This window comes from Pseudomonas sp. MWU16-30317 (genome assembly GCF_020515695.1).
In the GTDB taxonomy this organism is placed as follows: Bacteria; Pseudomonadota; Gammaproteobacteria; order Pseudomonadales; family Pseudomonadaceae; genus Aquipseudomonas.
Genome location: NZ_JAIWJA010000003.1, coordinates 191471 through 215745, shown reverse-complemented (window position 1 = coordinate 215745; position 24275 = coordinate 191471). Strand labels below are relative to the sequence as shown.

Genomic DNA, 24275 nt, shown 5'->3' with positions numbered 1-24275 from the left:
GTTGCAGGCAGAGCGCGTCGCGTTGCTGCAAGTACACCGCCACGGCGACCGATCGGTTGCCGTTCCGCTGATGGGACGCGTCCATCACCAGCCTGGCAACCCGCACCTGACCACTTCGGAAATTTCCCACATCGGCTTCGGAAGCGCCTGATTTTTATCGCACAGCCCCCCTGTTCTACTCGACTCGCACTGTTTTTGACACCGAGCAACGGGGGCCACTGACATGGACGCCAAGCACGTCGATTTTTTGCGGGATATGCCTAGCGCCCTCCCCGCCTCACCAACCCCCCTAAACCAATTCTGCGACCCCGGTAGCATTTTTTGTAACAGGGAATTGCGGATTCGTAACATCTTCCATACCATCCGCGCTTTTTTCCGCTATAGCAAAACTTCAAGGACGACAATGTCTGCAATCAGACCACGGCACAGGGTGTGGCCGTTTTGCCTGTGGCTGTGTGCCTTCAGCGTTTCCACCCTCGCCGCAGAGCCTACCCTTACCAGCCCCGGCGACCAGGACCTGATCCGTGGGCGCCAGGATCGTCTGCTCGACGAGCAGCGCCGCCGCCTTCAAGACCTCCAGGAGCTGCCCGGCAAAGCCGCGCCCATCGAGCCGTCGGCGCCTGCTGCCGATAGCCGTTGCTTCCAGATCGACAGCATCGAGGTCCGAGGTGCCGAGCACCTGACCGCCAGCGCCCGTGAGCGGCTGAGCGGGCGGTTCATGCATCAGTGCCTGGGCGTCAGTCAGCTCAACGACCTGCTAAAAGCGTTCACCGATCACTACATCGAGCGCGGCCTGGTGACCAGCCGGGCTTATCTGCCGGCTCAGGATCTCTCCTCTGGTCATTTGCTGATCCAGGTCGTCGAAGGCCACCTCGAAGGCCTGCAGAGCGCGCCAGGCAGTGGCCTGCGCAGCCGCGAGCTGGCCATGACCTTCCCCGGCCGAACGGGCGAGGTGCTCAACCTGCGGGACATCGAACAACTTGTCGACCAGCTCAACCGCTTGCCCTCGCACCAGGCGACCATGGAGCTCACCCCTGGGAGCAGCGTCGGCAGCAGCACCGTGCAGGTCAACGACGCCCCGCAAAAACCTTGGCGCGCCTCGCTCTCGCGCAATAACAACGGGCAAAAGAGCACCGGCGAACAACAATGGGGCGTGGGTCTGGACTGGGACAGCCCGCTCGGCCTGGCCGATCAGCTCAATCTGCGCGCCAACCATGATGCCCAGAGCGATTCGGCGCGCGGCTCCGACAACGCCATGTTCAATTACAACCTGCCGTGGGGCTGGTGGAACATCAACTACAGCTACAGCCAGAGCCACTACCAGTCCGTCGCGCAAGGCCTGAACGGCACCTTTGGCCTGAGCGGCAACAGCCAGACCCACCAACTGAGCGCCGAACGCGTCATCTACCGCGACGCCCTGAGCAAAACCTCGCTCAGCGCCGGCATCGCCCACATGCGCACCGAGAACTACGTCGCAACGGCCCTGCTGGATGGCAGCAGCCCGCGCATTACCGAGGCCCAGTTCGGCATCAACCATGGTCGGCGCGTCGGCGGCGCCTTCGTCAACCTCGACCTTGGCCTGCAACAGGGCATCGGCGCACTGGACGCACAATCGGGCCGCGATCCGGGCCCCGGCAAGCCGACCGCGCGTTACCGCAAATACACCGCCACGGCGTCCTACCTGCTGCCGTTCCGGCTGTGGGACGAAGCCTTCACCTTCACCAGCCTGGCCACCGGCCAACACAGTGAAGACGTGCTCTACAGCGCGCAGCGCATGAGCATCGGCGGGCAGTCCTCGGTGCGTGGTTTCAAGGATGGCTACCTGACCGGCGACACCGGCGGCTATTGGCGCAACGAACTGCGCTGGAGCCGTCCCGTCACCTGGGACTGGATGCGCCCGGCATTCGCCGAATACGGCGCCAGCGTCGCCTATGACCAGGGCGTGATCAGCAGCACCCGCTATGCCGGCGACCAGCACGGGCGCATTTCCGGCAACGCCGTGGACCTGTTCGCGCGCGGTCGCAACCTGTTGATGGGGGTGACCTTCGCCCACTCGCTGGAACGCACGGCCGGGCTGGAGCGCGAATCGCCGATCTATTTCCATATCGATTTGACGATTTGACCGTTTGAGACATTTCCCACAGCCCCTTGGGAAACGACTGATTTTGAATGGGCATCGGCCCAGCTGGACTGTACGCCGCCCCCTTACTGACACTGCGCAACACCGGACACTGACTGACATGGACGCCAAACACTTCGAGTTCCTCGCCCGCCAACCCTCGGCACGCCTGCAAGCGCGCGAACGTTTTTGCGGGCTGCCCAAGCGCAGCCTGGCGTTCCTGCTGGCCAACATCATCCTTTGGCAGCCGCTGTGGGCACAGGCCGAAGGCATCGCCGTCAGTGGCCAAGGCACCAGCCTCGGCGCCGCAGGCAATGGCGTGCCCATCGTCAACATCGCCGCGCCCAACGCCAGCGGCTTGTCCCACAACCAGTTCAGCGACTACAACGTCGGCAGCCAGGGGGTCATCCTCAACAACGCCACCGGCCAGACGCAAAGCACCCAACTGGGCGGGATCATCCTCGGCAACGGCAACCTCAAGGGCAACGCCGCCAACACCATCCTCAACGAGGTCACCGGCAACAACCGCAGCCAGCTCAAGGGCTACACCGAAGTGGCCGGCCAATCGGCGCGGGTCATCGTCGCCAACCCCTACGGCATCACCTGCAATGGCTGCGGCTTCATCAACACGCCGCGGGCAACCCTGACCACCGGCAAGCCGATCCTCGATGCCAGCGGCAGGCTGCAGAGCTTTCAGGTCGATGGCGGCGACGTGCTGATCGACGGCGCCGGCATCAGCGCCAATAACATCGACAGCTTCGAGGTGATCACCCGTTCGGCCAAGATCAACGGGCAGATCAACGCCCGCAAGCTGACCGTGGTCGCCGGTCGCAACGACGTCAATGCCGAGACCCTGGACGCCACCGCTCGCGCCGACGATGGCAGCGCCAAACCTGCACTGGCCATCGACTCCAGCGCGTTGGGCGGCATGTACGCCAACACCATCAAACTGGTGGGCACCGAAAAAGGCGTAGGCGTGCATGTGGCCGGCGACATGGCCGCCAGTGCCGGCGATATCCAACTGGATGCCAGCGGCCACCTCATCGTCGGGCAGATGGCCGCCAGCGGCGCGATCAACGTGCAGGCCGGCAGTTTCGACGCTCAAGGGCCCGCTTACGGTAAACGCATCACCGTGCGTACCGCCGGCGATCTGCAAAACCAGAAGAGCCTTGCCGCCCAGGACAGCATCCACCTCGATGCCGGCGGGCAACTGACCAACAACGGCGTGATCGAGGCCGGCGTCAACCCGAACAACAGCCTCAACAGCACCGGCGACGTCACCCTCAGCGCCAACCAGATCAACAACACCGGGCACCGTGTCATCGCCAGCCGCGACCTGACCGCCACTACCACCGGCACGCTGAACAATCAGGGCGGCACCCTCAGCGCCCAGCGTCAGCACACCCTCAACGCCGCCACCCTGGACAACAGCAGCCAAGGCCAAATACTGAGCAACAACGGCCTCGCTATCACCGCCGGGCAAGTCCGCAACAACCAAGGTGTGATCAACAGCGTTGGCGCTGCCGAACTGCGCGCTACCCAACTGGATAACAGCGCCGGCCAGTTGATCAGCAACGCCCAGCTGATCCTGCATATCGACCAAGTGCTGAACCCCGGTGGCCTGGCTTCTGGCTGGGATGGCGTGAGCCTCGACGGCACCGGCCTCGACAACCGCGCCAGCGGCACCCTCTCCAGCCGCTACGGTGACGTTACCGTGAGCCTCACCGGCACGCTGCGCAACGGCAACGCCGGTGCCCTGGTCAGCGCCAAGGCGCTCAAGGTCACCGCCGCCAGCCTCGATAACCAGGCGGGCTTCCTGTCCAGCGGCACCGCTCAGACCCTGACCGTCAGCGGCCTGCTCGACAACAGCCACGGCGGCTCGATCGACAGCGGCGCCGGGCTGGTGATCAACGCCATGACCCTGGGCAACGCCAACGGCACCGTCAACGTGCAGCAAGCCTTCAGCCTCAGCGGCACCGACCTGGACAACAGCACCGGCACCCTGGCCAGCAACGGCGGCATCACCCTCGACCTGCTCGGCGCCCTCAGCAACGTCGGCGGCACCCTCAACGCCAGCGGCCCGCTGCTGATCAACCGCAGCACCAGCATCGACAACCGTGGCGGGCAGCTGGCCAGCCAGAGCCTGCTGAGTCTGTTCGCCGACAGCTTCGACAACCGCGGCGGCACCCTCGCCGCCAATGGCCTGCTCACCGCCACCACCCACGGCGCGCTGAATAACGGCAACGACGGCCTGATCTACAGCCCAGGCGGTGGCATCCAACTCAACGCCGGGCGCTTCGACAACAGTGGCGGCACCCTGCAGGCGCAGACCGACCTCAACCTCGACATCACCGGCCAACTGAGCAACCAGGGCGGCCGCATCAACGCCCGCAACGGCGACGCAACCGTGCGCCACGGCGGCTTCGATAACGGCACCGGTGGCCTCTACGCGCTGGGCAACATCAGCCTGAGCGGCGACAGCTTCAGCAATGCCAGCGGCGGCCAAGTGTCCGGCAAGGCCATCGACATGACCCTGGCCGGCGCCCTCAGCAACCACGGCATCATCGAAAGCGACACCCGCCTGGCCCTGCAAGCCGCCAGCCTGGACAACCAGTACGGCCAGCTCCGCGCACTGGCCACCCGCACGGCCAGCCCCCTCGCCCGCAGCCTCGTGGCCGACGCCAGCCAGCTAACCATCAGCGGCCTGCTCGACAACCGCAACGGGACCTTGGAATTCGCCAACGCCGACCTCGACACCCAGCTCGGCAGCTTCACGAACGACGGCGGCAGCCTGCTCCACACCGGTACCGGCACCCTGGGCCTGAGCACCGCGCAACTGCTCGATGCTGGCGGCAGCATCGTCAGCCGCGGCACCCTCACCCTGCAAGGCGACAACCTGGTCAACCGTACCGCCCTGCAAGCGGGGCAGCTCAACGTCAACGCCAACCAGTTCACCCAGACCGCCACCGGCAAGCTGCTCGCCACCGACCACTTCAACGGCAGCGGGATCAACTGGAGCAACGACGGCACCATCGCCACCGATGGCACCTTCGACTTGGCGCTCAGCGGCGCCTACAGCGGCAACGGCACGCTGACCAGCCAAGGCGCCTTCACCCTCGGCGCCACCCAGCTTAGCCTCGGCAGCAACGCCGTGGTCGCGGCGGGAGGCAACACCCAGATCACCCTCAGGGGCCTGCTCGACAACACCGGGCGCCTGAGCTCCAGCGCCAACCTGACCCTTAACGCCGGTAGCGTGAACAACCGTGGCAGCCTCGGCAGCGCCGGGCAACTGGTCGTCACCGCCAACAGCCTGGTCAATGATCATGGCCTGATCTTCAGCGGCACCGACATGGGCCTGCGCGTGGCCTCGCTCAACAACCTCGGCGGCGCCCTCTACAGCCTCCGCAACCTGCGCATGGATCGCGACGGCCAAGGCACCCAGGCCGACAGCATCGTCAATAGCTCCGGCTCGATCCAGAGCGACGGTGCCATGGCCCTGCTGGCCAACAGCATCGACAACATCCGCACCGTGCTGACCCTCAGCGACCCGGGCGTGTACACCGCGCTGATCGAAAACCTGCCCTGCATCGACACCGACTGCGACAGCGGCAAGCAGAACTACGCATGGCGCATCACCCAGTACCAGAAGCTCGCCGTCCTCGATGCCACCGCCGCCTCCAGCATTACCGCAGGCGGCGACCTGCTCCTGCAAGGCGGCGCGCTGCGTAACCACAGCAGCACCATCGCCACCGGCGGCAACCTGACCGCCAACCTGGCGAGCCTCGACAACACCGGCGTCGAGCCCGGCGAAACCGTCACTTCGCGCGCCTACCGCTCCGAGCGCACGCGCCACCCAGGCTCGTGGTTCAACGCCATGAATGCCTTCAACGCCCAGTACTGGAAAGACGGCGCCAACTACAGCGCCGCCCAGCTCAGCGGCCTCGAAGCCGGCGTGGCGGCCTTCATCGGCCTCATGCAAAAGGAATACACCAACCTCTACACCCAGACCTACACCCCCACCGCCGGCCAGACTTACGCCGCCGTGATCCAGGCTGCCGGCGCTGCCACCGTCACCACCCAGAACGGCATCAACAACAGCGTGGTGCGCAGCGGCTACAACTACATCGGCGCCGGCCAGCGCACCGACACCAGCACCCCGGGCACCCAGTACTCGACCCAGGTCAGCGTCAACCGGCAACTGGCCCCCGACCTCGCCCAACAGCAAGTCGACCCCACCGCCCTGCCCGACTTCAGCCTGCCCATCGGCCAGAACGGCCTGTTCCGCCTCAGCGGCCAAAGCGCTACAGGCGCCAGCGGCCAAGGCAGTGCCAGCGCACTGAACAGCAGCACCGCCGCCGTCGCGCAAAAGTACCTGATCGAGACCAACCCGCTGCTGACCAACCTCAAGCAGTTCATGAGCTCGGACTACCTGCTCTCCCACCTCGGCTACAACCCCGACGACGCCGCCAAGCGCCTGGGCGACGGCTTTTACGAGCAGCGGTTGATCCAGCAAGCCGTCCTGGCCCGGACCGGCCAGCGCTACATCGACGGCCAGACCAGCGACGAGTCGATGTTCAAGTACCTGATGAACAACGCCATCGCCAGCAAGGATGAGCTCAACCTCAGCCTGGGTACCAAGCTGAGCAGCGAACAAGTCGCCGCCCTGACCCACGACATCGTGTGGATGGAAAACACCGTGGTCAACGGCGAGACCGTGCTGGTGCCCGTGCTCTACCTGGCCAACGCCAACAACCGCCTGGCCGCCAACGGCGCGCTCATCCAGGGCAGCGACCTGACCCTGATCACCGGCGCCGGCCTCAACAACGCCGGCACCCTGCGCGCCAGCAACAACCTGGCCATCCAGACCGGCGACAGCGTGGTCAACAGCGGCCTGCTCGAAGCCGGGGAGCGCCTCGACGTGCTGGCCACCAACACCATCACCAACCGCGCCGGCGGCCTCATCGCCGGCCGGGACGTGAGCGTGACGGCGGTCAATGGCGATGTGCTCAACGAGCGCACCGTGACCACCCACCAGAGCAGCTCGGGCTATCGCACCGAACAGACCAGCTTCGCCGACAACGTCGCGCGAGTGGAAGCCAGCGGCAACCTGGCGATCAGCGCCGGGCATGACGTGAATAACCTCGGCGGCGTGCTGCAGAGCAGCGGGAACACCGCGCTCAAGGCGGGCCATGATGTGAACGTGGTCGCCGCGCAGCAGGTAGACAGCAACGTGCGCAGTGGCTCGACCAGCCAGACGATCAAGCAGAACGGATCGGTGGTGACGGCGGGCGGTGGGTTGAGTGTTGTGGCGGCCAATGATGCGACGGTGGTTGCCAGCCAAATGAAGACGGGCGGCGATCTGTCGATGGCGGCGGGCAATGACCTGACGCTGAATGCGGCGGCCGATGAGCAACATGCGTATAGCAAGACGAAGAAGGTGACGAGTCAGAAGGATGGGGTGACGCAGGTTGGTAGTGATATCAGCGCTGGCGGCAATGTGACCCTCAATGCCGGGAATGACCTGGGCGTCGTTGCCAGCCGTGTGACCGCTGGCAAGGCCGTCGATATCGATGCTGGCCAGGACGTGACCATCGGCGCGGCCACCAACGAAAACTATGCGTACTACTACAAGAAGAACAAAGGCTCGTTCGGCCGTAGCAGCACCAAGGAACAGGAAAGCTACGACAGCACCAACGTCGCCTCGGTCATCACGGCGGGCAGTGACCTGACTATCAACACCTCAACCAACGCCAACGGAGGCGTGAGCCTGGATGGCGGACGTGACGTCAGCGTCATGGGCAGCCAGCTCAAAGCCGGCCACGATGTGATGGTAGGCGGCACCGGTGACGTGGCGATTCTGTCCGGTACCGAAGAGCACGGCTCCTACAGCAAAAAGACCAAGTCGGGCTTTCTGGGCCTGTCGAAGAGCGGCAAGAGCCAGCTGAAGACCACCGCCTCGCAGGTGGCCAGTGATGTAGACGGCGGCAACGATGTCGTCGTAGTGGCGGGTAACGATGTGCGCGTGCGCGCCAGTAATGTCAGCGCAGCAAACGATGCCGAGCTGCGCGCCGGATTGGTCAACACCACTGGGGACATCAACCTGGTGGCGGCCAATGACACGGCCTATAGCAAGACCGAGAAGTACAGCAAACGTGTCGGCGTCATGGGCACCAAGGGCGGCATTAGCTTCAGCGAGGCGCAAAAGGCCGGCGCCATCGCCCAGAGTTCGACCAACGTGGGCAGCCAGGTCAGCGCCAATCAGGATGCGACCCTCAACGCCGCCCGGGACATCAATATCGTCGGCAGCGGCGTCAGCGCCGGGCGCAATATCACCTTGGGCGCAGGTCAGGACGTCAACGTCATCGCGGGCACCTCGACGACACAGAACGACTCCTGGGAGAAGACCAAGTCCGTCGGCGTCAAGGTCAGCGCGGACCGCAACGGCTTCACCGCCTTCGCTGGCCAGCAAGCCATCAAGCAAACCGCTAACGGCATCCAACAGACTGCAGCCGCTAGCCAATTGAGTGCCGGCCAGAACCTGACTGTCGACGCCGGCCGGGACATCCTCCAGCAAGGCTCCGATGCCTACGCCGAGAACGACATTGCCTACCAGGCCGGTCGTAATATCGTCATCGACGCCGCCAGCGAGCACAGCGAGCAAACCGCCAGCAAAAGCGTCAGCACCAACGGTATCTCCGGCACCATCAACCACAACCTGGGCAACACTCGCGATGCGCTGAGCGGTGCCGGCAAAGGTGAAGACGGCGTCAGCAAGGCGTCGAGCACGCTCAAGGCAGTAGACGCGGTATCGCAGTTCCTCAACGGCCCGACGATGGACGGCCATATCGGCAACACTCATCAAAGCCAGACCGTCACTCAGACCGTCGATAGCCAGCGCGGCTCGACCGTCCAGGCCGGCAACGACGTGTCCATGGTCGCCGGCAACGACGTGACCGTGCGTGGCAGTGGTCTGAACGCAGGTCGCGATATCAGCATTGGCGGACGCAACGTCACCATTGATGTCGCCAAAGGTTCGCAAGGCAGCGACAGCGAAGAAACTCAAAGTAAAGGCGGCATCCTCGGCGGGACCTCGGGCGGTTTCAAGATCGGCATTGGCGCCAGCACCGGGATTGCAACAGGCGACTCAAGCCAGGACACCTCGACGCCGAGCGCCTTGGAGGCTGGCCGGGATATCAACCTGATTGCCAGCAACGACTTGAGCCTGATCGGTACCCAGGCCCAAGCCCAGCGCGACATCAACCTCAAGGCCGGCAACGACCTGACCATCAAGGCCGCGCAAAACGACTCCAGCAACCAGGACGTCCGCCATAACGGCGGCGGCAGCGTCGGGATCGCCGTCGGCCAACAAGGCATCGGCGTGTACGCCAGTGTCGACATCGGCCGCGGTAACCTTGATCGCCAGGCCGCGCAGCAGCAGGACGCCTACTTTGCTACCGGTGACCAGCTCAACTTCACCAGTGGTCGAGATACCACCATCAGCGGCGCGACCCTGCGCGGCGATACGGTGAATGGCGATGTGGGCCGGAATCTGACGGTGAGCTCCGCACCGAACACCGGGAAAGTCAGCGGCAAGGAATTCGACGTCAGCGCCACCGTGGTCATCGGGCCGAGCGGCGGCAGTCTCAGCGGCTCGGTGGGTTATGGGAGAACCACTGGCTCGACCAAATGGGTCGAGAAGCAGACCTCCATTACCGCTGCCAATGACGTGAATATCCGTACCCAGGATCACACCCAGCTCGACGGGGCGTTACTGGCTTCGGATGCTGGCAAGCTGCTGCTTGATACCGGCACTCTGGGCTTCAGCGATATCGCGGGCAAAGATACCGAGCACGCGTATTACCTGAACGTTGGGGGGAGCTATGCCACCGGTGGCGCCAGCGCCCAGCAGGACAACAGCCAGGTCGGAAAGGGTAAAACCGGCGAAGCCGGCTGGAGTGCCTCAGGCTACAAGTACGACAAGGATCGCCAACAGATCGTCCGTGCGACGGTGGGGGCCGGGGATGTTGTGGTGCGCGGGAATGCGCAGACCGGGGCGGATTCCACCACCGGGCTGAATCGGGATGTAGGTAAGGCTTATCAGATCACGAAGGACGATGAGCACCGGACTGATCTGTATGTGACGAAGTCTTCGGTGGATGCGGTGTTGGATGTGCCGGGGACTTTGCAACAGTGGGAGGGGTATGCAAAAAATTATGGTTCGGCTCAGGTTGAGGAGCTGAAGGGTAATTCGAAACAGATCTGGGACGAAGTCCAGGCGCAAACGCTCACTATTGATCAAGTGCCAGAGTCCGCGGTAGCCCGTTTCGGGAAAGAGAATGCGTTGGCGTTTGCGAAAAATCTGGCACGTGCTGGCATGGACCCTGACGTGCTTGACTCCATGGATCCAGCAGTACTCGACCAGTTGGCCGCTTGGGGAAAACTGGCGGCAAACTACGGCAAGGTCGGTGATAACACCCCTTCGGGTACAGGATCATCCGCATCCCAGGACACCACGGCAGCAGGCTCAGAGGTTCTTGCGCCAACAACCGTAGAGGGCCAAGCCCCTACCCTGGGCACAGTATTCCTCTACGGTACGTCCGATTTCTTGAAGTACATGGACACGCTAGCTCCCGAGCAGATGCAAATAACCATGCTCGGGATGCAGGCGATGATGGGAGGCCCGGCCAAGGCCGCCGTAAGTGCTGTTGGGAATGCGTTGCTGGAAGCATTCCTGGGCGACAAAATCAGGGAATACAAAGAGGCCTTGGCAATAAAGGCAGTTGCCGGCCTTACCGGCGATTCAGAAAACGATGTCCGAACAGAAAACGATGCGGCGAAGGCATTCCATGCCGATCCTGAGACCGGCAAGCTTCTGCAACTTGACGGTAGTGAGGGAGTTGTAGCTGCTGAGTTCCTGATCGATTTGGTTGCGGGTGGGGTGAAGTCGCTGACGATGAAGGCCGCTGGAAAAGTCTTCAGCGTATCATCCATACGGCCAAAAACCTCGGTCAACGAGGGCGAGGTTGGCAGCTACGGCGCCACCGCACCTCGCAGCGTCCGTGACGGGCTGACACCTGACCATGTACCTTCCTTTGCTGCGGTGAAGGAGGCCTTGCGACGGGAAGGGATAGACTTGCCCGATGCAGAAATTCGAGAAATTCGTAAAAATACAACCTGCGTTGTTGTGAAGACATGCAGCCATATTGCAAACTCCAGAACATTTGGGGGGAGAAACAACGCGGAACAGGTCAAGCTGGACGGATCGAATTTATATAAAGCTGCAGAAGCTGATATAGATACCTGGGTCCCAACCTGGAAAAGTGAAGGCTGGTCGAATGCTAAAATAGACCAAATACGCAGCGAAGTGCATGCAGCAAACAAAAAGCTTTTTGATGAGATGGGAGTTAAATATGAACCTTGAGATGGTTATTGGAAGGAAAATTCACGACCTTTTAACGGACCTTGAAGCCCGCTATGAAATGGTTATTTATTCCAAAATAGAGGACTCGTATTTTCTGAAGCTGCCAGAACAAGGTATTTATTTTGAAGGCTATGCCAGCCCCTGCGTCACAGGCTACAGAATATACTTCCTGGCTGACACCGAATACTTCCCTGCTGATGAGGAAACGAGAGGCGAATACTCTAAAACTTCTACCATCAGCGAGGTCAAAAAAATCCTCGGCTCGCCAACACGGGACATAAGATCCTTGAAGATACCTGGCCGTGCGGCTACACACCCCGGCATAGAGTTTAAGATGGAACAAAAAACGCTAACTTTTTATTATAATGCGGATGAAGCCATTGTATCGTTACATACGAAACTCAACGTGTGCTGACCTATGACGAGCGATGGCAATCCCCCGTATTGGCGTATCGACGTTGCTGCGAAGCAGATTTCGTTGCGGTAATTGATACGGGCGCAGAAGAGGTTCCAATCGCCGCTGGGGGTTCAACTCTCCACCGACCACCCCCGCTGGTCTCTGATAAGCACCTGCGCCATATCATGAGCCGGCAAAGGCCGGCTGATCAGATACCCCTGAATCTCATCGCACCCCTGCTCTTTCAGTATCTCCAACTGCCCCTGCGTCTCCACGCCCTCCGCCACCACCTGCAACCCGAGGCTATGAGCCATGGCAATGATCGCCTGGGTAATCACTACATCCTCTCGCGCCTCATCCAGCCCGCGAACAAACGCCTGATCAATCTTCACGTAATCCACCGGTAAGCGCTTTAGATAGCTCAACGACGAATACCCCGTCCCGAAGTCATCGATCGCCAATTTGACGCCGATTTCCCGCAACTGCTGAAACGTCAGGCTGATGTGTTCGATGCTATCGAGCAATTGGCTCTCTGTGAGCTCCAGCTCCAGGCAGCGGGCTGCCAAGCCGGTGTCATCAAGCACTTGGCGCACCAGGCTGACCAGCTTGCCTTGGCGCAACTGGTGCACCGAGAGGTTGACCGAAACGCGTACTGGGGCGAGGCCGTGACGCTGCCATTGCTGGGCCTGCCAGCAGGCTTGGCGCAGGACGAATTCGCCGATGGCGCCGATCAGGCCGGTTTCTTCGGCCAGGGGGATGAATTCGCCGGGCAGCACCAGGCCGCGGGTCGGGTGGCGCCAGCGCACCAGGGCTTCGGCGGATTCCAGGCGGCCGCTGGGGACGTGGAGTTTGGGTTGGTAGAAGACTTCGAGCTGTTGCTCGTCGATGGCCTTGCGCAGTTGGTTTTCCAGTTGCAGGCGCTCAAGGGTGCTGGCGCGCTGGCTTTCGGTGAAGAACTGGAAGGTGTCGCCGCCCAGGTGTTTGGCGTGTTGCATGGCGGTGTTGGCCTGGGCGACCAGGTCGGTGGCGACGCGGGCGTTATCGGGCAGCAGGCTGATGCCGATGGAGGCGCCGATGATCAGTTCGTGGCCGTTGATCAGCAGTGGCGCGCGCAGTTTGCCGAGCAGGCGGCTGGTGACGCGGGCGAGGCTGGAGAGGTTGGCGTAGGCGTCGAACAGCACGGCGAATTCGTCGCCGGCCAGGCGCGCGATGGTGTCGGCTTCGGGCAGGGCGTTGCTGATGCGCCGGGCCATTTCCTTGAGGACCTGGTCGGCGGTGTCGTGGCCGAGGCTGTCGTTGATCAGCTTGAAGCGGTCGATGTCGATGTGCAACAAGGCCAGCGCCCTGCCCCGCTGGGTGGCGCGCAGGGCGGCTTCTTGCAGGCGCTCGCGGAACAGTACGCGGTTGGCCAGGCCGGTGAGTTCGTCATAGTGGCTGAGGAAGCGCATGCGTTCTTCGGAGGCGCGGCGCCCGGACAGATCGGAGAAGAAGCCGACGATATGGCTGATGTTGTCCAGCCGATCGCGGACCACGCTGAGCTGCATCCATTGCGGGTAGAGTTCGCCGTTCTTGCGCGTCTCGACCAGTTCGCCTTGCCAGCCGCCGCGCTCTTCGAGGGCTTGGCAGATGGCCTGGAACTGCCGCCGGGCATCGTGGCTGCAGGGCAGTTCGATGAGGTTGAAGCCCATGGCGTCAGCTTCGCTGTAGCCGGTGATGGCGGTGAAGGCCTTGTTGACAGCCAGCACGCCAAAGGCGGCATCTAGTACCACGATGCCTTCGCTCATGGCTTCGAATACCGTAGCGGCCAGGCTCAGTTGTTGTTGCCAGGCCTTGCGTTTGCTGATGTCGGCGCGGGTGCCGATCATCCTCAGCACACGGCCGCGGGGGCCACGTTCGACGGCGCGGCCGTGGTCTTCGACCCACAACCAGCGACCGTCTTCGTGGCGCACGCGGTATTCGACGCGGTAGTCGGTGGTGCGTCCCTTGAGGTGGTTGGTGAGGGTTTTCTTCAGCAACGGCATGTCGTCAGGGTGCAGGCGCGGGCGCAGGTCCTTGAGCATCAGTGACACGGAGCTTTCATCCAGGCCGAACAGGCGTTTGAGCTCGCTGTGGTGGACTTCGTCAGTCTGCAGGTTCCAGTCCCACAGGCCGAGCTCGCTGGCTTCGAGGGCGAGGGCCAGGCGTTCCTCGCTTTTGCTCAGGGCCTGGTTGGCGTGGTCCAGAGCCTGGCTGCGCTCGGCGACGCGGACTTCGAGTTCGGCGTGGGTTTCGCGCAGGGTGTCTTCGACGGCGCGGCGGTGTTGCACCTCCTCGGCCAGCTCCTGGTTAAGCTGTTCGCCGTGAATGCGTTCGGCTTGCAGGCGCTCGATGAGGGCCTGGTTCTGGAAGCGCCGCAGCAGGTTGCGTTCGATCAGGCGGTTGACCTGCCACGCGACGATTGCCAGCGACACCAGCAGCATCAGGCCCAGCCAGCCCCAGCCGCGCTGGTGTTCATCGCCCCACAACAGCAGATAGCCGACCGGCGGCAGCAGGCACGGCAAGGTGAAGGTGAGAAAGGCCGGCAGGCTGACGGCGTAGGCGATGCTGGCCGATAGCGCGGCGGCGCCGAGCAGGCCGAACAGCCACGCCTGCTGGATGAAGCTGTTGACCGGGGTCAGGGCGATGGCGCCTGCTGCGAGGGTCAGGCCACTGAGGCCCGCCCCCAGCAGGAAGCGTCGCAGCCAGCGCGGATCGGACTGGCGCGCTGGCATGGCACTGTCGAAGGCGGCGACCTGAATCACCCGTAACGCGGCGAGCAGCATCAGCCACACCAGCCAGATGCTCACCAATACATAGTGGCGCGGGCTCCACAGCAGCCACGAGCAGACGAGGCCGTTGATCAGCATGAACAGTGTGGGGAGCAGTGAACCTTGATACAGCAGGCGCGTGCGCTCGGCCGCCAGTTGCGCGGCAAAAGCAGGTTCCACGGGCGGCGCGGCATCCTCGGGGGACGCCGGGCGGGCGGAGGCGAAGGTCATGGTGGATATTCTTGTAGTTGGCAGCCATTAACGTTGATTGAGCATACACAATGGGGGGAAATATCCATAGGGAGGACTGCCCTGCTCTGTGATACGGGCGCCCCTGCCCGATCAGTGGTGGCGTGGGGTTTTCGTCGGCCGCAGCGACCTCTTCGCGGGCAAGCCTCGCTCCCACGGGTGAACGCCTGTGGAAGCAAAGCTTGCCCGCGAAGAGATCCTCAAGATCGCTATCGATGTCCCGCCGACTTATCGGTGGTACAGCCCACCCATTTGCCCTTAAAATGGCGGGATGCATGATGACCTCTCCCTCCTGTTGAACTCACTCAACGACGCCCAGCGCCAGGCTGTCGCCGCGCCGGTTGGCCGTCAGTTGGTCCTCGCCGGTGCCGGCTCCGGCAAGACCCGCGTGCTGGTGCACCGCATCGCCTGGCTGATGCAGGTCGAAAACGCATCGCCGCACTCGGTGCTGTCGGTGACGTTCACCAACAAGGCCGCGGCCGAGATGCGCCATCGCATCGAGCAGCTGATGGGCATCAGCCCTGCTGGCATGTGGGTCGGGACCTTCCACGGTCTGGCCCATCGCCTGCTGCGCGCGCACTGGCAGGAGGCCAAGCTCAACCAGAACTTCCAGATCCTCGACAGCGACGACCAGCAGCGCCTGGTCAAGCGGGTGATCCGCGAGCTGGGGCTGGACGAGCAACGCTGGCCGGCGCGTCAGGCTCAGTGGTTCATCAACGGTCAAAAAGATGAAGGCCTGCGCCCGCAGCACATTCAGCCGGGTGGCGATCTGTTCCTGGCGACCATGCGCTCGATCTACGAAGCCTACGAGGCCGCGTGCGCCCGCGCCGGGGTCATCGACTTTTCCGAGCTGCTGCTGCGCGCCCTCGACTTGTGGCGCGACAACCAGGGCCTGCTGGAACACTATCAGCGGCGTTTCCGCCACGTGCTGGTGGACGAATTCCAGGACACCAACGCCGTGCAGTACGCCTGGCTGCGTCTGCTCGCCAAGGGCGGCGAGAGCCTGATGATCGTTGGCGACGACGACCAGTCGATCTACGGCTGGCGCGGCGCCAAGATCGAGAACATTCACCAGTTCTCGGACGACTTCCCCGATTCGCAGATGATCCGCCTGGAGCAGAACTATCGCTCCACCGCCGGTATCCTCAAGGCCGCCAACGCCCTGATCGTGCACAATACCGGGCGCCTGGGCAAAGAGCTGTGGACCGACGGCGGCGACGGTGAGCCGATCAATCTGTATGCCGCTTACAACGAGCACGACGAGGCTCGCTATGTAGTCGAATGCATCGAGAGCGCGGTGAAGACCGGCATGGCGCGCAGCGATATCGCCATCCTCTACCGCTCCAACGCCCAGTCGCGGGTACTCGAAGAGGCGCTGCTGCGCGAGCGCATCCCGTATCGTATCTACGGTGGCCAGCGCTTCTTCGAGCGTGCCGAAATCAAGAACGCCATGGCCTATCTGCGGCTGATGGACGGCCGCGGCAACGATGCGGCGCTGGAGCGGGTCATCAACGTGCCGCCACGTGGTATCGGCGAGAAGACCGTCGAGGCGATCCGCGAGCATGCACGCCATGCCGAAGTGTCGATGTGGGAAGCCATCCGCCAGCTGGTGCTCAATAAAGGTGTGACCGGGCGCGCCGCCAACGCGCTCAACGGCTTCCTTGAGATGATCGAGACGCTGGCGCTCAAGGTCGTCGACATGCCGCTGCACTTGATGACCCAGACCGTCGTCGAACAGTCCGGCCTGATCACCTATCACCAGGAAGAAAAGGGTGAAAAGGGCCAGGCAAGGGTAGAAAACCTTGAGGAACTGGTCAGCGCCGCGCGCAACTTCGAAACCACCGAAGAGGACGAAGACCTCACGCCATTGGCGGCTTTCCTTGGCCACGCTTCGCTGGAGGCCGGCGACACGCAGGCCGACGAGCACGAAGACAGCGTGCAGTTGATGACCCTGCACAGCGCCAAGGGCCTGGAATTCCCCCATGTGTTTCTGGTGGGCCTGGAAGAAGGCCTGTTCCCGCACAAGATGAGCCTCGAAGAACCCGGCCGGCTTGAAGAAGAACGGCGCCTGGCCTATGTCGGCATCACCCGGGCGATGCAGCAACTGGTGATGACCTACGCCGAGACCCGTCGCCTGTATGGCAGCGAGACCTACAACAAGGTGTCCCGTTTCGTACGAGAAATACCAGCGGGGCTGATTCAGGAAGTGCGTCTGTCCAACAGCGTCAGCCGGCCGTTCGGCGGTGCGCCAAAGATGAACAACAGCAGCCTGTTCGCCAACGAAGGCATCCCCCAGACCGAATTCAGCCTGGGGCAGCGGGTGCAGCATGCGGTGTTCGGTGAAGGCGTGATCCTGAATTTCGAAGGTGCCGGGGCTCAGGCACGGGTGCAGGTCAACTTCGATGAGGGCAGCAAGTGGCTGATGATGGGCTATGCGAAGCTTGAGGCTATTTGACGCAGCCATGGGTCAATCAGCAGCCTGACCGACGACCCTGTAGCGAGGGGCCAGTCCCCGATTGCGGTGTGCCTGACACGGCCTATCGGGGGCAAACCCCCTCGCTACACGGGTGCCCCTCAGTCCATCAAAGGTCCGGTTATCCGAGATCCTGTAAAAGCTCGAAACAATCTGTCACTAGTCACGGCACAGCCACCTGTGCAAGATGACTCACGTGCAATCCACTCTATGGGAATTCTAATGCAACGTTTTCTTAGCATCGCTCTGGCGCTGTGCATCGGCTTGACGATGAGCATCGACGCCAATGCCAAGCGCTTCGGTGGCGGTCAAAGCTTCGGCGCTGCTCCAAGCCATCAGACTCGCCAGGCGTCGCCTAGCGCTCCTGCTGCCAGCCCATCGGCTGCCGGTCGCCCACCTGCCGCAGCCGGCGGCGCTTCGCGCTGGTTGGGCCCTCTGGCCGGCCTCGCCGCTGGCGGACTGCTCGCTTCCATGTTCATGGGTGGCGGCTTCCAGGGCATGCAGTTCTTCGACATCCTGATCATGGCCGTCATCGCCTTCCTGATCTTCCGTTTCATCGCCGCTCGCCGTCGCAAGCAGCAAGAGGGCGCGCAAATGGCCGGTGCTGGCTCGCCGTATCAGCGTGAAGTTTTCGAACAACCTGCCCAACCGGCACAGAATTCGATCTTCGGCGGTGGTTCGCCTGCTCCCGCTCGTCCGGTAATCAACGCCCCGGCCTGGTTCAATGAAGAGAACTTCGTCGCTGCCGCCCGGGCTCACTTCCAGTCGCTGCAACAGCATTGGGACGCCAACGAAATGGACAAGATCTCAGAGTTCGTGACCCCGCAAATGCTGCAGTTCCTCAAACAGGAACGCGCTAGCCTGGGTGACGGCTTCCAGTCCACTTTCATTGACGACCTCCATGTGCAACTGGATGGTGTCGACGATCGCGCCGACAAGACCATCGCTACCCTGACGTTCAGCGGCGTGTCGAAAAACTCGCGTTTCGACCAAGGCGAAGTGTTCAGCGAAAGCTGGAACATGGAACGTGCCGTTGGTGAGAACCAGCCTTGGCTGGTCGCTGGTATCCGTCAGAACGGCTGACCTTGGCAAGTTTCTACATGAAACCTTGCACCCGCAAACCCCGAGCATCTGCTCGGGGTTTTGCTTTTGTGGGATTGCACTAATATCCAGCTAAGGTATAACCGCATCGCGTATTTGGACTGAGAGGTAGCACGACGTGGAAGAAGTCATCGAACAACTGCGGGAAGCCAACGAACCGGTGCCCGTACCCCTTGAATTGCCCGACGAGGACCAGTTGGTCGAGATCGAAGAGCAGTTGTTCATCAACATTCCTTTTGTATTCAAGGAATTTTTGCTGACGGTTAGTGATGTAGTTTATGGCAGCCTGGAGCCGGTGACTGTGACCGATCCGGCGTCTCACACCTATCTGCCTGATGTGGCCTCAACCGCCTGGGACATCGGCGTGCCTCGCGAGCTGATCCCGATCTGCCAGGACGGCGATGACTATTACTGCGTTGAAGAAGATGGCACCGTGGTGCTGTGGAGCGCAGAAGAAGAGCTGGTCACCGAAGAGAGCTGGGAGTCGGTGTGGCACTGGGCGCGGGATGTCTGGCTGGAAAGCTGAGTACTGCCGCTTACCGATCCGGTGAATCGAGTGGCCCCTTCGCCGGGCAAGCCCTGCTCCCATAGTATTGACTGCGCCTGAGCCGTCCAGCTGTGGGCGCGCTCTGCTCGCGAAGGGGCCAGCGGCATCAGCCGAGATACCGGCCGTCAGGGATTCTGGTTGAGCGTCTCCAATAACGCGACCTGCATGCGCGTGTGCAAGCGCACGAACCACCGCCACAGCACCGCCACCAGCACCGCCGCGATCAAGGCGATCCCCAGCAGCAGCTCGGTACTGGGCAAGATGCTCGCCGACAGCCCCGCCAACAGCACGAAAATCACTACCAGCGCCAGTACCGGAATCACTTCAGCAATGATCCGCCGTACCCGCGCAGTATGCCGCCCGGCCATTTCCGGCTTGACGCCCATCTCTGCCAGCAGCATCGCCAGCGCCTTGAGCTTGCGGTACGCCGCGATCAAAAACGGTAACGATAACAGCAGGGCCGCACCGCAAATCAACGCTTTGTGCCAGCCCCCGTCATTGATCCACGCGCTCAGGTACTCGCCAATCTGTTCGGCGAAATACCCCCCACAGAAAAACAAGGCCACCACCAGCGCCAAATTGACGCCCACCTGCAACAGGATTCGCCGGATCATCGACGCCAGCAGCGCACCCTCGCCCCGCGGCTGAATACTGCGCAGCCATTCGCCGTAAATACCAAACACCCTGGCCATACGCACCGGCATGACCGCCGCCAGCTTCAGCGACAGCGGGTCCGCGGCACGGATCAGATAAGGCGTGAGCAAGGTGGTGATCGCCGAAACGGCCACCGCCACGGGATAGAGGAAGTCACTGGTCACCTGCAAGGTCATGCCCAGCGCTGCGATGATGAATGAGAACTCGCCGATCTGTGACAAGCCCATGCCCACCCGCAAGGAAGTTCGGCCGTCATTGCCTGCGATAAACGCGCCCAGCCCACAGGTCAGTACCTTGCCGAGCACCACTGCCACGGTGATCACCGCGATCGGCCAGGCGTAGGCCACCAGGATAGCCGGATCGATCATCAGGCCGATGGCAACGAAGAAGATGGCACTGAACATGTCGCGGATCGGTTCCACCAAGTGCTCGATCTTCACCAGCTGCTTTGATTCGGCCATGATCGCGCCAATCAGAAATGCCCCCAATACCATGCTGTATTCCAGCTTGACCACCAGCAGACAGAAGCCGAAACACAACCCCAGCACGGTCACCAGAAGCATCTCGTTGCTCTCGAACTTCGCTACATAGGCCAGCAGACGCGGCACTACCAGGATACCGATGACCAGCGCCACCACCATGAACAGCGACAGCTTGCCGACCGTGGAGAACACTTCACCGGAGCTCACACTACCGCTCACTGCAATGCCCGACAGCAGCGCGATGATGCCGATGCCGAGAATGTCCTCGACGATCAACACGCCGAAGATCAGTTGAGCGAAGCGGTGATGCTTCATGTTGAGGTCGTTGAGCGCCTTGACGATGATGGTGGTCGAGCTGATCGCCAGGATGGCCCCCAGAAACAGCGAGTCCATGGCGCTCCAGCCAAAGGCGCTGCCGATCTCGTAGCCCAGCCAGATCATCAAGGCAATCTCGAGGAACGCGGCGATAAACGCGGTGGCTCCGACCTTGAACAACTTGCGCAAGCTGAATTCCAGCCCCAGGCTGAACATCAGGAAGATTACCCCCAGTTCGGCGAGGGTCTTGATGGTGTCTTCATCGTGGATCAGGCTGAACGGAGGGGTATGCGGGCCAACGATGAAACCGGCGACGATATAGCCGAGCACGACAGGCTGCTTGAGCCTGTGGAAAATGATGGTGACCACGCCGGCGACCAGCATGATCACGGCCAGGTCCTGAATAAAACTGATGGCATGCACGCTGAGTCCTCCATGATGGCCAGGGAAATTGACCCCATCAATGGGGTGCATTCAAGATAACACCGAGACTCGGGCTGTCTGCCCGGTGCAATATGTTGAAACAGATCGCTTCACCACGCGTTTTTTACCCTGCGCGCGTGACGAGCCTCGGGCTGCCAGCGTCCCGAAAGAGATGGGATTGTGAATATGGGCACAAGCGCCATAGAGCGTGCCGACACTCAACAGCAAATTACCGTGAGCACACTATGGAACCTGGAAACGCCCAGCTATCGATGACTGTCCTGATGACACCGGACATGGCCAACTTTTCTGGCAACGTGCACGGCGGCACACTCCTCAAGTACCTCGACGAAGTGGCCTACGCCTGCGCCAGCCGTTATGCCGGTCGCTACGTGGTGACCCTGTCGGTGGATCAGGTGATTTTCCGCGAGCCGATTCATGTCGGTGAGCTGGTGACGTTCCTGGCCTCGGTCAACTACACCGGCAACACGTCCATGGAAGTGGGCATCAAGGTCGTCACCGAAAACATCCGCGAGCGCTCGGTACGCCATACCAACAGCTGCTTCTTCACGATGGTGGCGGTCGATGACCAGCGCAAACCCGCCCAGGTACCGCCGCTGCAACCGGAAAGCGGCGAAGGCAAGCGCCGCTACATGCAGGCCCAGCAGCGCCGCCAGATTCGTCAGGAACTGGAAAAGCGCTATCAGGATATCAAGGGCGATGCCCTTTAAGGCCGCAGCCACTGACGCCTTCGCGGGCAAGCCTGCTCCCACAGGTGTAAAACTTTAGATCTGTGGGCTTGCTCGCGAAGAGGCCGGCCCAGCCAGAACAAAAGTCAGGTTCACTCCGCCAACCGCACTGCTTCGAACCGCACCCGCGGGTGCACGATACGATCTTGCGCCCGCACCAGTTCCAGCTCGTAGCTGGCGCAGGCCTGGGTTTCGAGCAGCACTTCGTGCACCGCAGCGGCAGCGAACTCGAAGGCGCTGACCAGTTCGTCGCCCAGCAATACGCGGGCGAGGAACACACCCGACGTGAGGTCGCCCACGCCTACGGGTTGGCGCGCAAATGCCAGCAACGGGCGCCGCACCAACCAGCTGCCTTGCGCAGTCACCAGTAGCATCTCGAAATCTTCCGGACGCTTGCCGGGATAGGCCAAGTGTTTCACCAGCACTGCTTGCGGTCCGCGAGCCAACAGCGAACGCGCCATGGCGACGCAATCGTCCAGCGACTGCGCAGCACGACCACAGAAAGTATTGAGCTCCAACTGGTTGGGGCACAGCAGATCCGCCGCTGCTACCGCTTCATCGAGGAGAAAATCGCTGACCTCAGGCGCCACACTGCAGCCCTTCTCCGGATGGCCCATTACTGGGTCGCAGAGGTACAACGCCTTCGGATTGGCCGCCTTGATACGCTGCACCACCGAGAGGATCGCCCGACCCTGCGCCGGGCTGCCCAGATAGCCACTGAGCACGCCATCGCAGTTGCCGAGTTCGCCAATCCCGGCGATGCCGTCGACCAGCGCAGGAATCTGCTCGGAAGCCAGCACTTCTCCCGTCCACTGACCATACTGTGTGTGGTTGGAGAATTGCACGGTGTTCAGCGGCCAGACATTGACCCCGACCCGCTGCATGGCGAACACCGCGGCGCTGTTACCGGCATGGCCGAACACCACGTGGGACTGGATGGCGAGCAGATGTGGCGTACGTTTCATGAAAAAACCCTGGAGCAGTCTGCGGAAAATTCAGGCGCGCAGTATGGCGCTAAAAGTACCCTGTACGACAGACCGAAGACACAGTTAAGCTGAGCGTACTTATCGGAGCATTCGTCGATGTTGACCCTCGGAAATATGTTAGTGCTGATGTTGCTCGCCACCGGTGCGGCATGGCTGTGGCATAACCATGGATTACGGGAAAAGGCGCTGGCGAGGGTCAAGCAGCATTGCGCCAAGCTCGACCTCGAACTACTCGACGAAAACGTCGCGTTCAAACGCATGACTTTCGCCCGTGATGGCAATGGTCGCAAGCGCTTGGCGCGGATCTATACCTTCGAATTCACCGTCACCGGCGAGCAGCGCCACCCGGGGACGATTACGCAGTTCGGCCCCCATTCGGCGACGATCGAACTGGCTCCTTCCCCATTCGAAATCAAGACCCAGCCCACGGCTGAAGTGATCGAGATGAGCCAGTGGCGCCAGGAACACAAACGCTGGCGCCCCTGACCCGCCCTTTTAGCGAGGGCGCTTGCTCCCGAAACGGGTACAGGCATCACCGGTGTGACCGACGCGCTGCATCAGGGGCAAGCCCCTCGCTACTGGAGCAGCGTTTGGCGCAGGCCCGCATCCAGCGTCGCCTCGTCCTGAGGCGCACTGAAAATCAGCTCGATACGCGAGTCCTTGCGCCATTCGCTGGTTTTCCACGTCGGGATCAAGTTATCCACGGCGTTCAACGACTGCCAACCCTCGGTGCTGTGGATAACCATCTTCGCCCGCTGCCACGCGAGGCTTTTTAGCCAAGTTCCGATCTTGAGCGGATCGAATACACTCGAGGCATGCCAGCGCCAGCCGATGCTCCAGCTATCAGGCTGTGGATTGATTTGCCGGATCGGGTGGCCCGGCAGCAGCAGCTGTGGATAAACGGATGTCTTCGCGGTCAGAGCCCCCTCACCTATGGACACCGCATCCCCCCGTTAGAGCAGGCTCTGGCCATGAATTGCAAGAGGCATTGCCGATAAGGGGACCTGCCCCTCATCCGTCCAGTACAAAGGCACCGCAGGCAACCACGAAGATATCCACAGGCGTTTATCCCCAGCCACCTCGCGTGATTTGTTCATCACCAGCAACCCCACCCCGGCCAGCGCTTCCTGCTGCGATGGCGGTAAAGGTCGTCCGCAGGCCAGGGCCTCAGCGTCGAGCACCATGATGCTCGGTTGCACGTCCAGTACCCCGGCCCACGGCGCCTCGTTCAATTGCTTGAGCAACTGCGCCGGATGCCCCAGCCCTGACGGCTCGATGAATAACCGCTGTGGTCTGGACTGGCGCAACAGCCGGCCCAGACCGATCTGGAAAGGCGCGCCATTGACGCAGCACAAGCACCCTCCCGCCACTTCGCCGAGTGCGATACCATCTTGCGCCGTGGTCAGTAACGCCGCATCGAGGCCGACCTGGCCGAATTCGTTGATCAGCACCGCCCAGCGTTCACCTGCTGGCCGCTGCGCCATCAACTGGCGGATAAGGCTGGTCTTGCCCGCGCCCAAGGGCCCGGCAATCACATGAGTAGGGATGTTCTGCAGCATGTTCAAAGGCTTTG

Annotated in this window: 11 protein-coding genes and 1 pseudogene; 8 read left to right on the top strand and 4 right to left on the bottom strand. The window is 62.1% G+C overall.

Annotated features, from left to right (window positions below; translation table 11 throughout):
* Positions 1-403 precede the first annotated feature (403 nt).
* The 3 genes from LIX93_RS10055 to LIX93_RS10045 all read left to right on the top strand — a co-directional run bounded on the left by LIX93_RS10055 (position 404) and on the right by LIX93_RS10045 (position 11955).
* Positions 404-2122, top strand: a complete 1719-nt coding sequence (locus tag LIX93_RS10055; RefSeq protein WP_226503890.1) for a ShlB/FhaC/HecB family hemolysin secretion/activation protein — start codon at positions 404-406, stop codon at positions 2120-2122.
* A 118-nt stretch (positions 2123-2240) separates the two neighbouring features.
* Positions 2241-11540, top strand: a complete 9300-nt coding sequence (locus LIX93_RS10050; RefSeq protein WP_226503889.1) for a hemagglutinin repeat-containing protein — start codon at positions 2241-2243, stop codon at positions 11538-11540.
* The gene (locus tag LIX93_RS10045; RefSeq protein WP_226503888.1) at positions 11530-11955 is read left to right on the top strand and encodes a hypothetical protein; all 426 of its coding nucleotides are present in this window, start codon (positions 11530-11532) and stop codon (positions 11953-11955) included. The genes LIX93_RS10050 and LIX93_RS10045 overlap by 11 nt, the downstream gene beginning before the upstream one ends.
* Before the next feature lie 113 nt (positions 11956-12068).
* On the opposite strand, the gene LIX93_RS10040 is transcribed toward LIX93_RS10045, so the two are convergent.
* Positions 12069-14954 carry an EAL domain-containing protein gene (locus LIX93_RS10040; RefSeq protein WP_226503887.1) on the bottom strand — a complete coding sequence of 962 codons (2886 nt, stop codon included), beginning with the start codon at positions 14952-14954 and terminating at the stop codon, positions 12069-12071.
* A 289-nt stretch (positions 14955-15243) separates the two neighbouring features.
* On the opposite strand from LIX93_RS10040, the gene uvrD reads away from it, so the two are divergent.
* From uvrD to LIX93_RS10025, 3 genes are all read left to right on the top strand, one after another.
* Positions 15244-17427: a DNA helicase II gene (gene uvrD / locus LIX93_RS10035; protein ID WP_226503886.1), complete on the top strand. Its 2184-nt coding sequence runs from the start codon at positions 15244-15246 to the stop codon at positions 17425-17427.
* Positions 17428-17667: 240 nt separating this feature from the next.
* Complete coding sequence (locus LIX93_RS10030; protein ID WP_226503885.1) at positions 17668-18528, top strand: Tim44 domain-containing protein; 861 nt, start codon at positions 17668-17670, stop codon at positions 18526-18528.
* Positions 18529-18664: 136 nt separating this feature from the next.
* Positions 18665-19072 carry an SMI1/KNR4 family protein gene (locus tag LIX93_RS10025; RefSeq protein ID WP_226503884.1) on the top strand — a complete coding sequence of 136 codons (408 nt, stop codon included), beginning with the start codon at positions 18665-18667 and terminating at the stop codon, positions 19070-19072.
* A gap of 146 nt (positions 19073-19218) precedes the next feature.
* Here LIX93_RS10025 and LIX93_RS10020 read toward each other — a convergent pair whose 3' ends face one another.
* Complete coding sequence (locus tag LIX93_RS10020) at positions 19219-20967, bottom strand: cation:proton antiporter (protein ID WP_226503883.1); 1749 nt, start codon at positions 20965-20967, stop codon at positions 19219-19221.
* Between the two features lie 245 nt (positions 20968-21212).
* Between LIX93_RS10020 and LIX93_RS10015 the strand changes: the two genes are divergently transcribed.
* Complete coding sequence (locus tag LIX93_RS10015; RefSeq protein ID WP_226503882.1) at positions 21213-21698, top strand: acyl-CoA thioesterase; 486 nt, start codon at positions 21213-21215, stop codon at positions 21696-21698.
* Between the two features lie 110 nt (positions 21699-21808).
* Here the strand turns inward: LIX93_RS10015 and pdxY are convergent, their stop codons facing one another.
* A complete protein-coding gene (gene pdxY, locus LIX93_RS10010; RefSeq protein WP_226503881.1) occupies positions 21809-22681 on the bottom strand; it encodes a pyridoxal kinase PdxY in 873 nt (290 codons plus the stop codon).
* Positions 22682-22798: 117 nt separating this feature from the next.
* Between pdxY and LIX93_RS10005 the strand changes: the two genes are divergently transcribed.
* On the top strand, positions 22799-23188 hold the full coding sequence (locus LIX93_RS10005; RefSeq protein ID WP_226503880.1) for a DUF3301 domain-containing protein: 390 nt from the start codon (positions 22799-22801) through the stop codon (positions 23186-23188).
* An 89-nt stretch (positions 23189-23277) separates the two neighbouring features.
* Here the strand turns inward: LIX93_RS10005 and LIX93_RS10000 are convergent.
* A pseudogene (locus tag LIX93_RS10000) lies at positions 23278-24261 on the bottom strand (CobW-like GTP-binding protein).
* Positions 24262-24275: the final 14 nt, after the last annotated feature.

What these genes read in the sequence shown, in the direction of transcription:
- LIX93_RS10050 (WP_226503889.1), top strand. Translation starts at nt 2,241, where the DNA reads ATGGACGCCAAACACTTCGAGTTCCTCGCCCGCCAACCCTCGGCACGC.
- LIX93_RS10030 (WP_226503885.1), top strand. Translation starts at nt 17,668, where the DNA reads ATGCAACGTTTTCTTAGCATCGCTCTGGCGCTGTGCATCGGCTTGACG.
- LIX93_RS10015 (WP_226503882.1), top strand. Translation starts at nt 21,213, where the DNA reads ATGGAACCTGGAAACGCCCAGCTATCGATGACTGTCCTGATGACACCG.
- uvrD (WP_226503886.1), top strand. Translation starts at nt 15,244, where the DNA reads ATGCATGATGACCTCTCCCTCCTGTTGAACTCACTCAACGACGCCCAG.
- pdxY (WP_226503881.1), bottom strand. Translation starts at nt 22,681, where the DNA reads ATGAAACGTACGCCACATCTGCTCGCCATCCAGTCCCACGTGGTGTTC.
- LIX93_RS10045 (WP_226503888.1), top strand. Translation starts at nt 11,530, where the DNA reads ATGAACCTTGAGATGGTTATTGGAAGGAAAATTCACGACCTTTTAACG.
- LIX93_RS10005 (WP_226503880.1), top strand. Translation starts at nt 22,799, where the DNA reads ATGTTGACCCTCGGAAATATGTTAGTGCTGATGTTGCTCGCCACCGGT.
- LIX93_RS10040 (WP_226503887.1), bottom strand. Translation starts at nt 14,954, where the DNA reads ATGACCTTCGCCTCCGCCCGCCCGGCGTCCCCCGAGGATGCCGCGCCG.
- LIX93_RS10055 (WP_226503890.1), top strand. Translation starts at nt 404, where the DNA reads ATGTCTGCAATCAGACCACGGCACAGGGTGTGGCCGTTTTGCCTGTGG.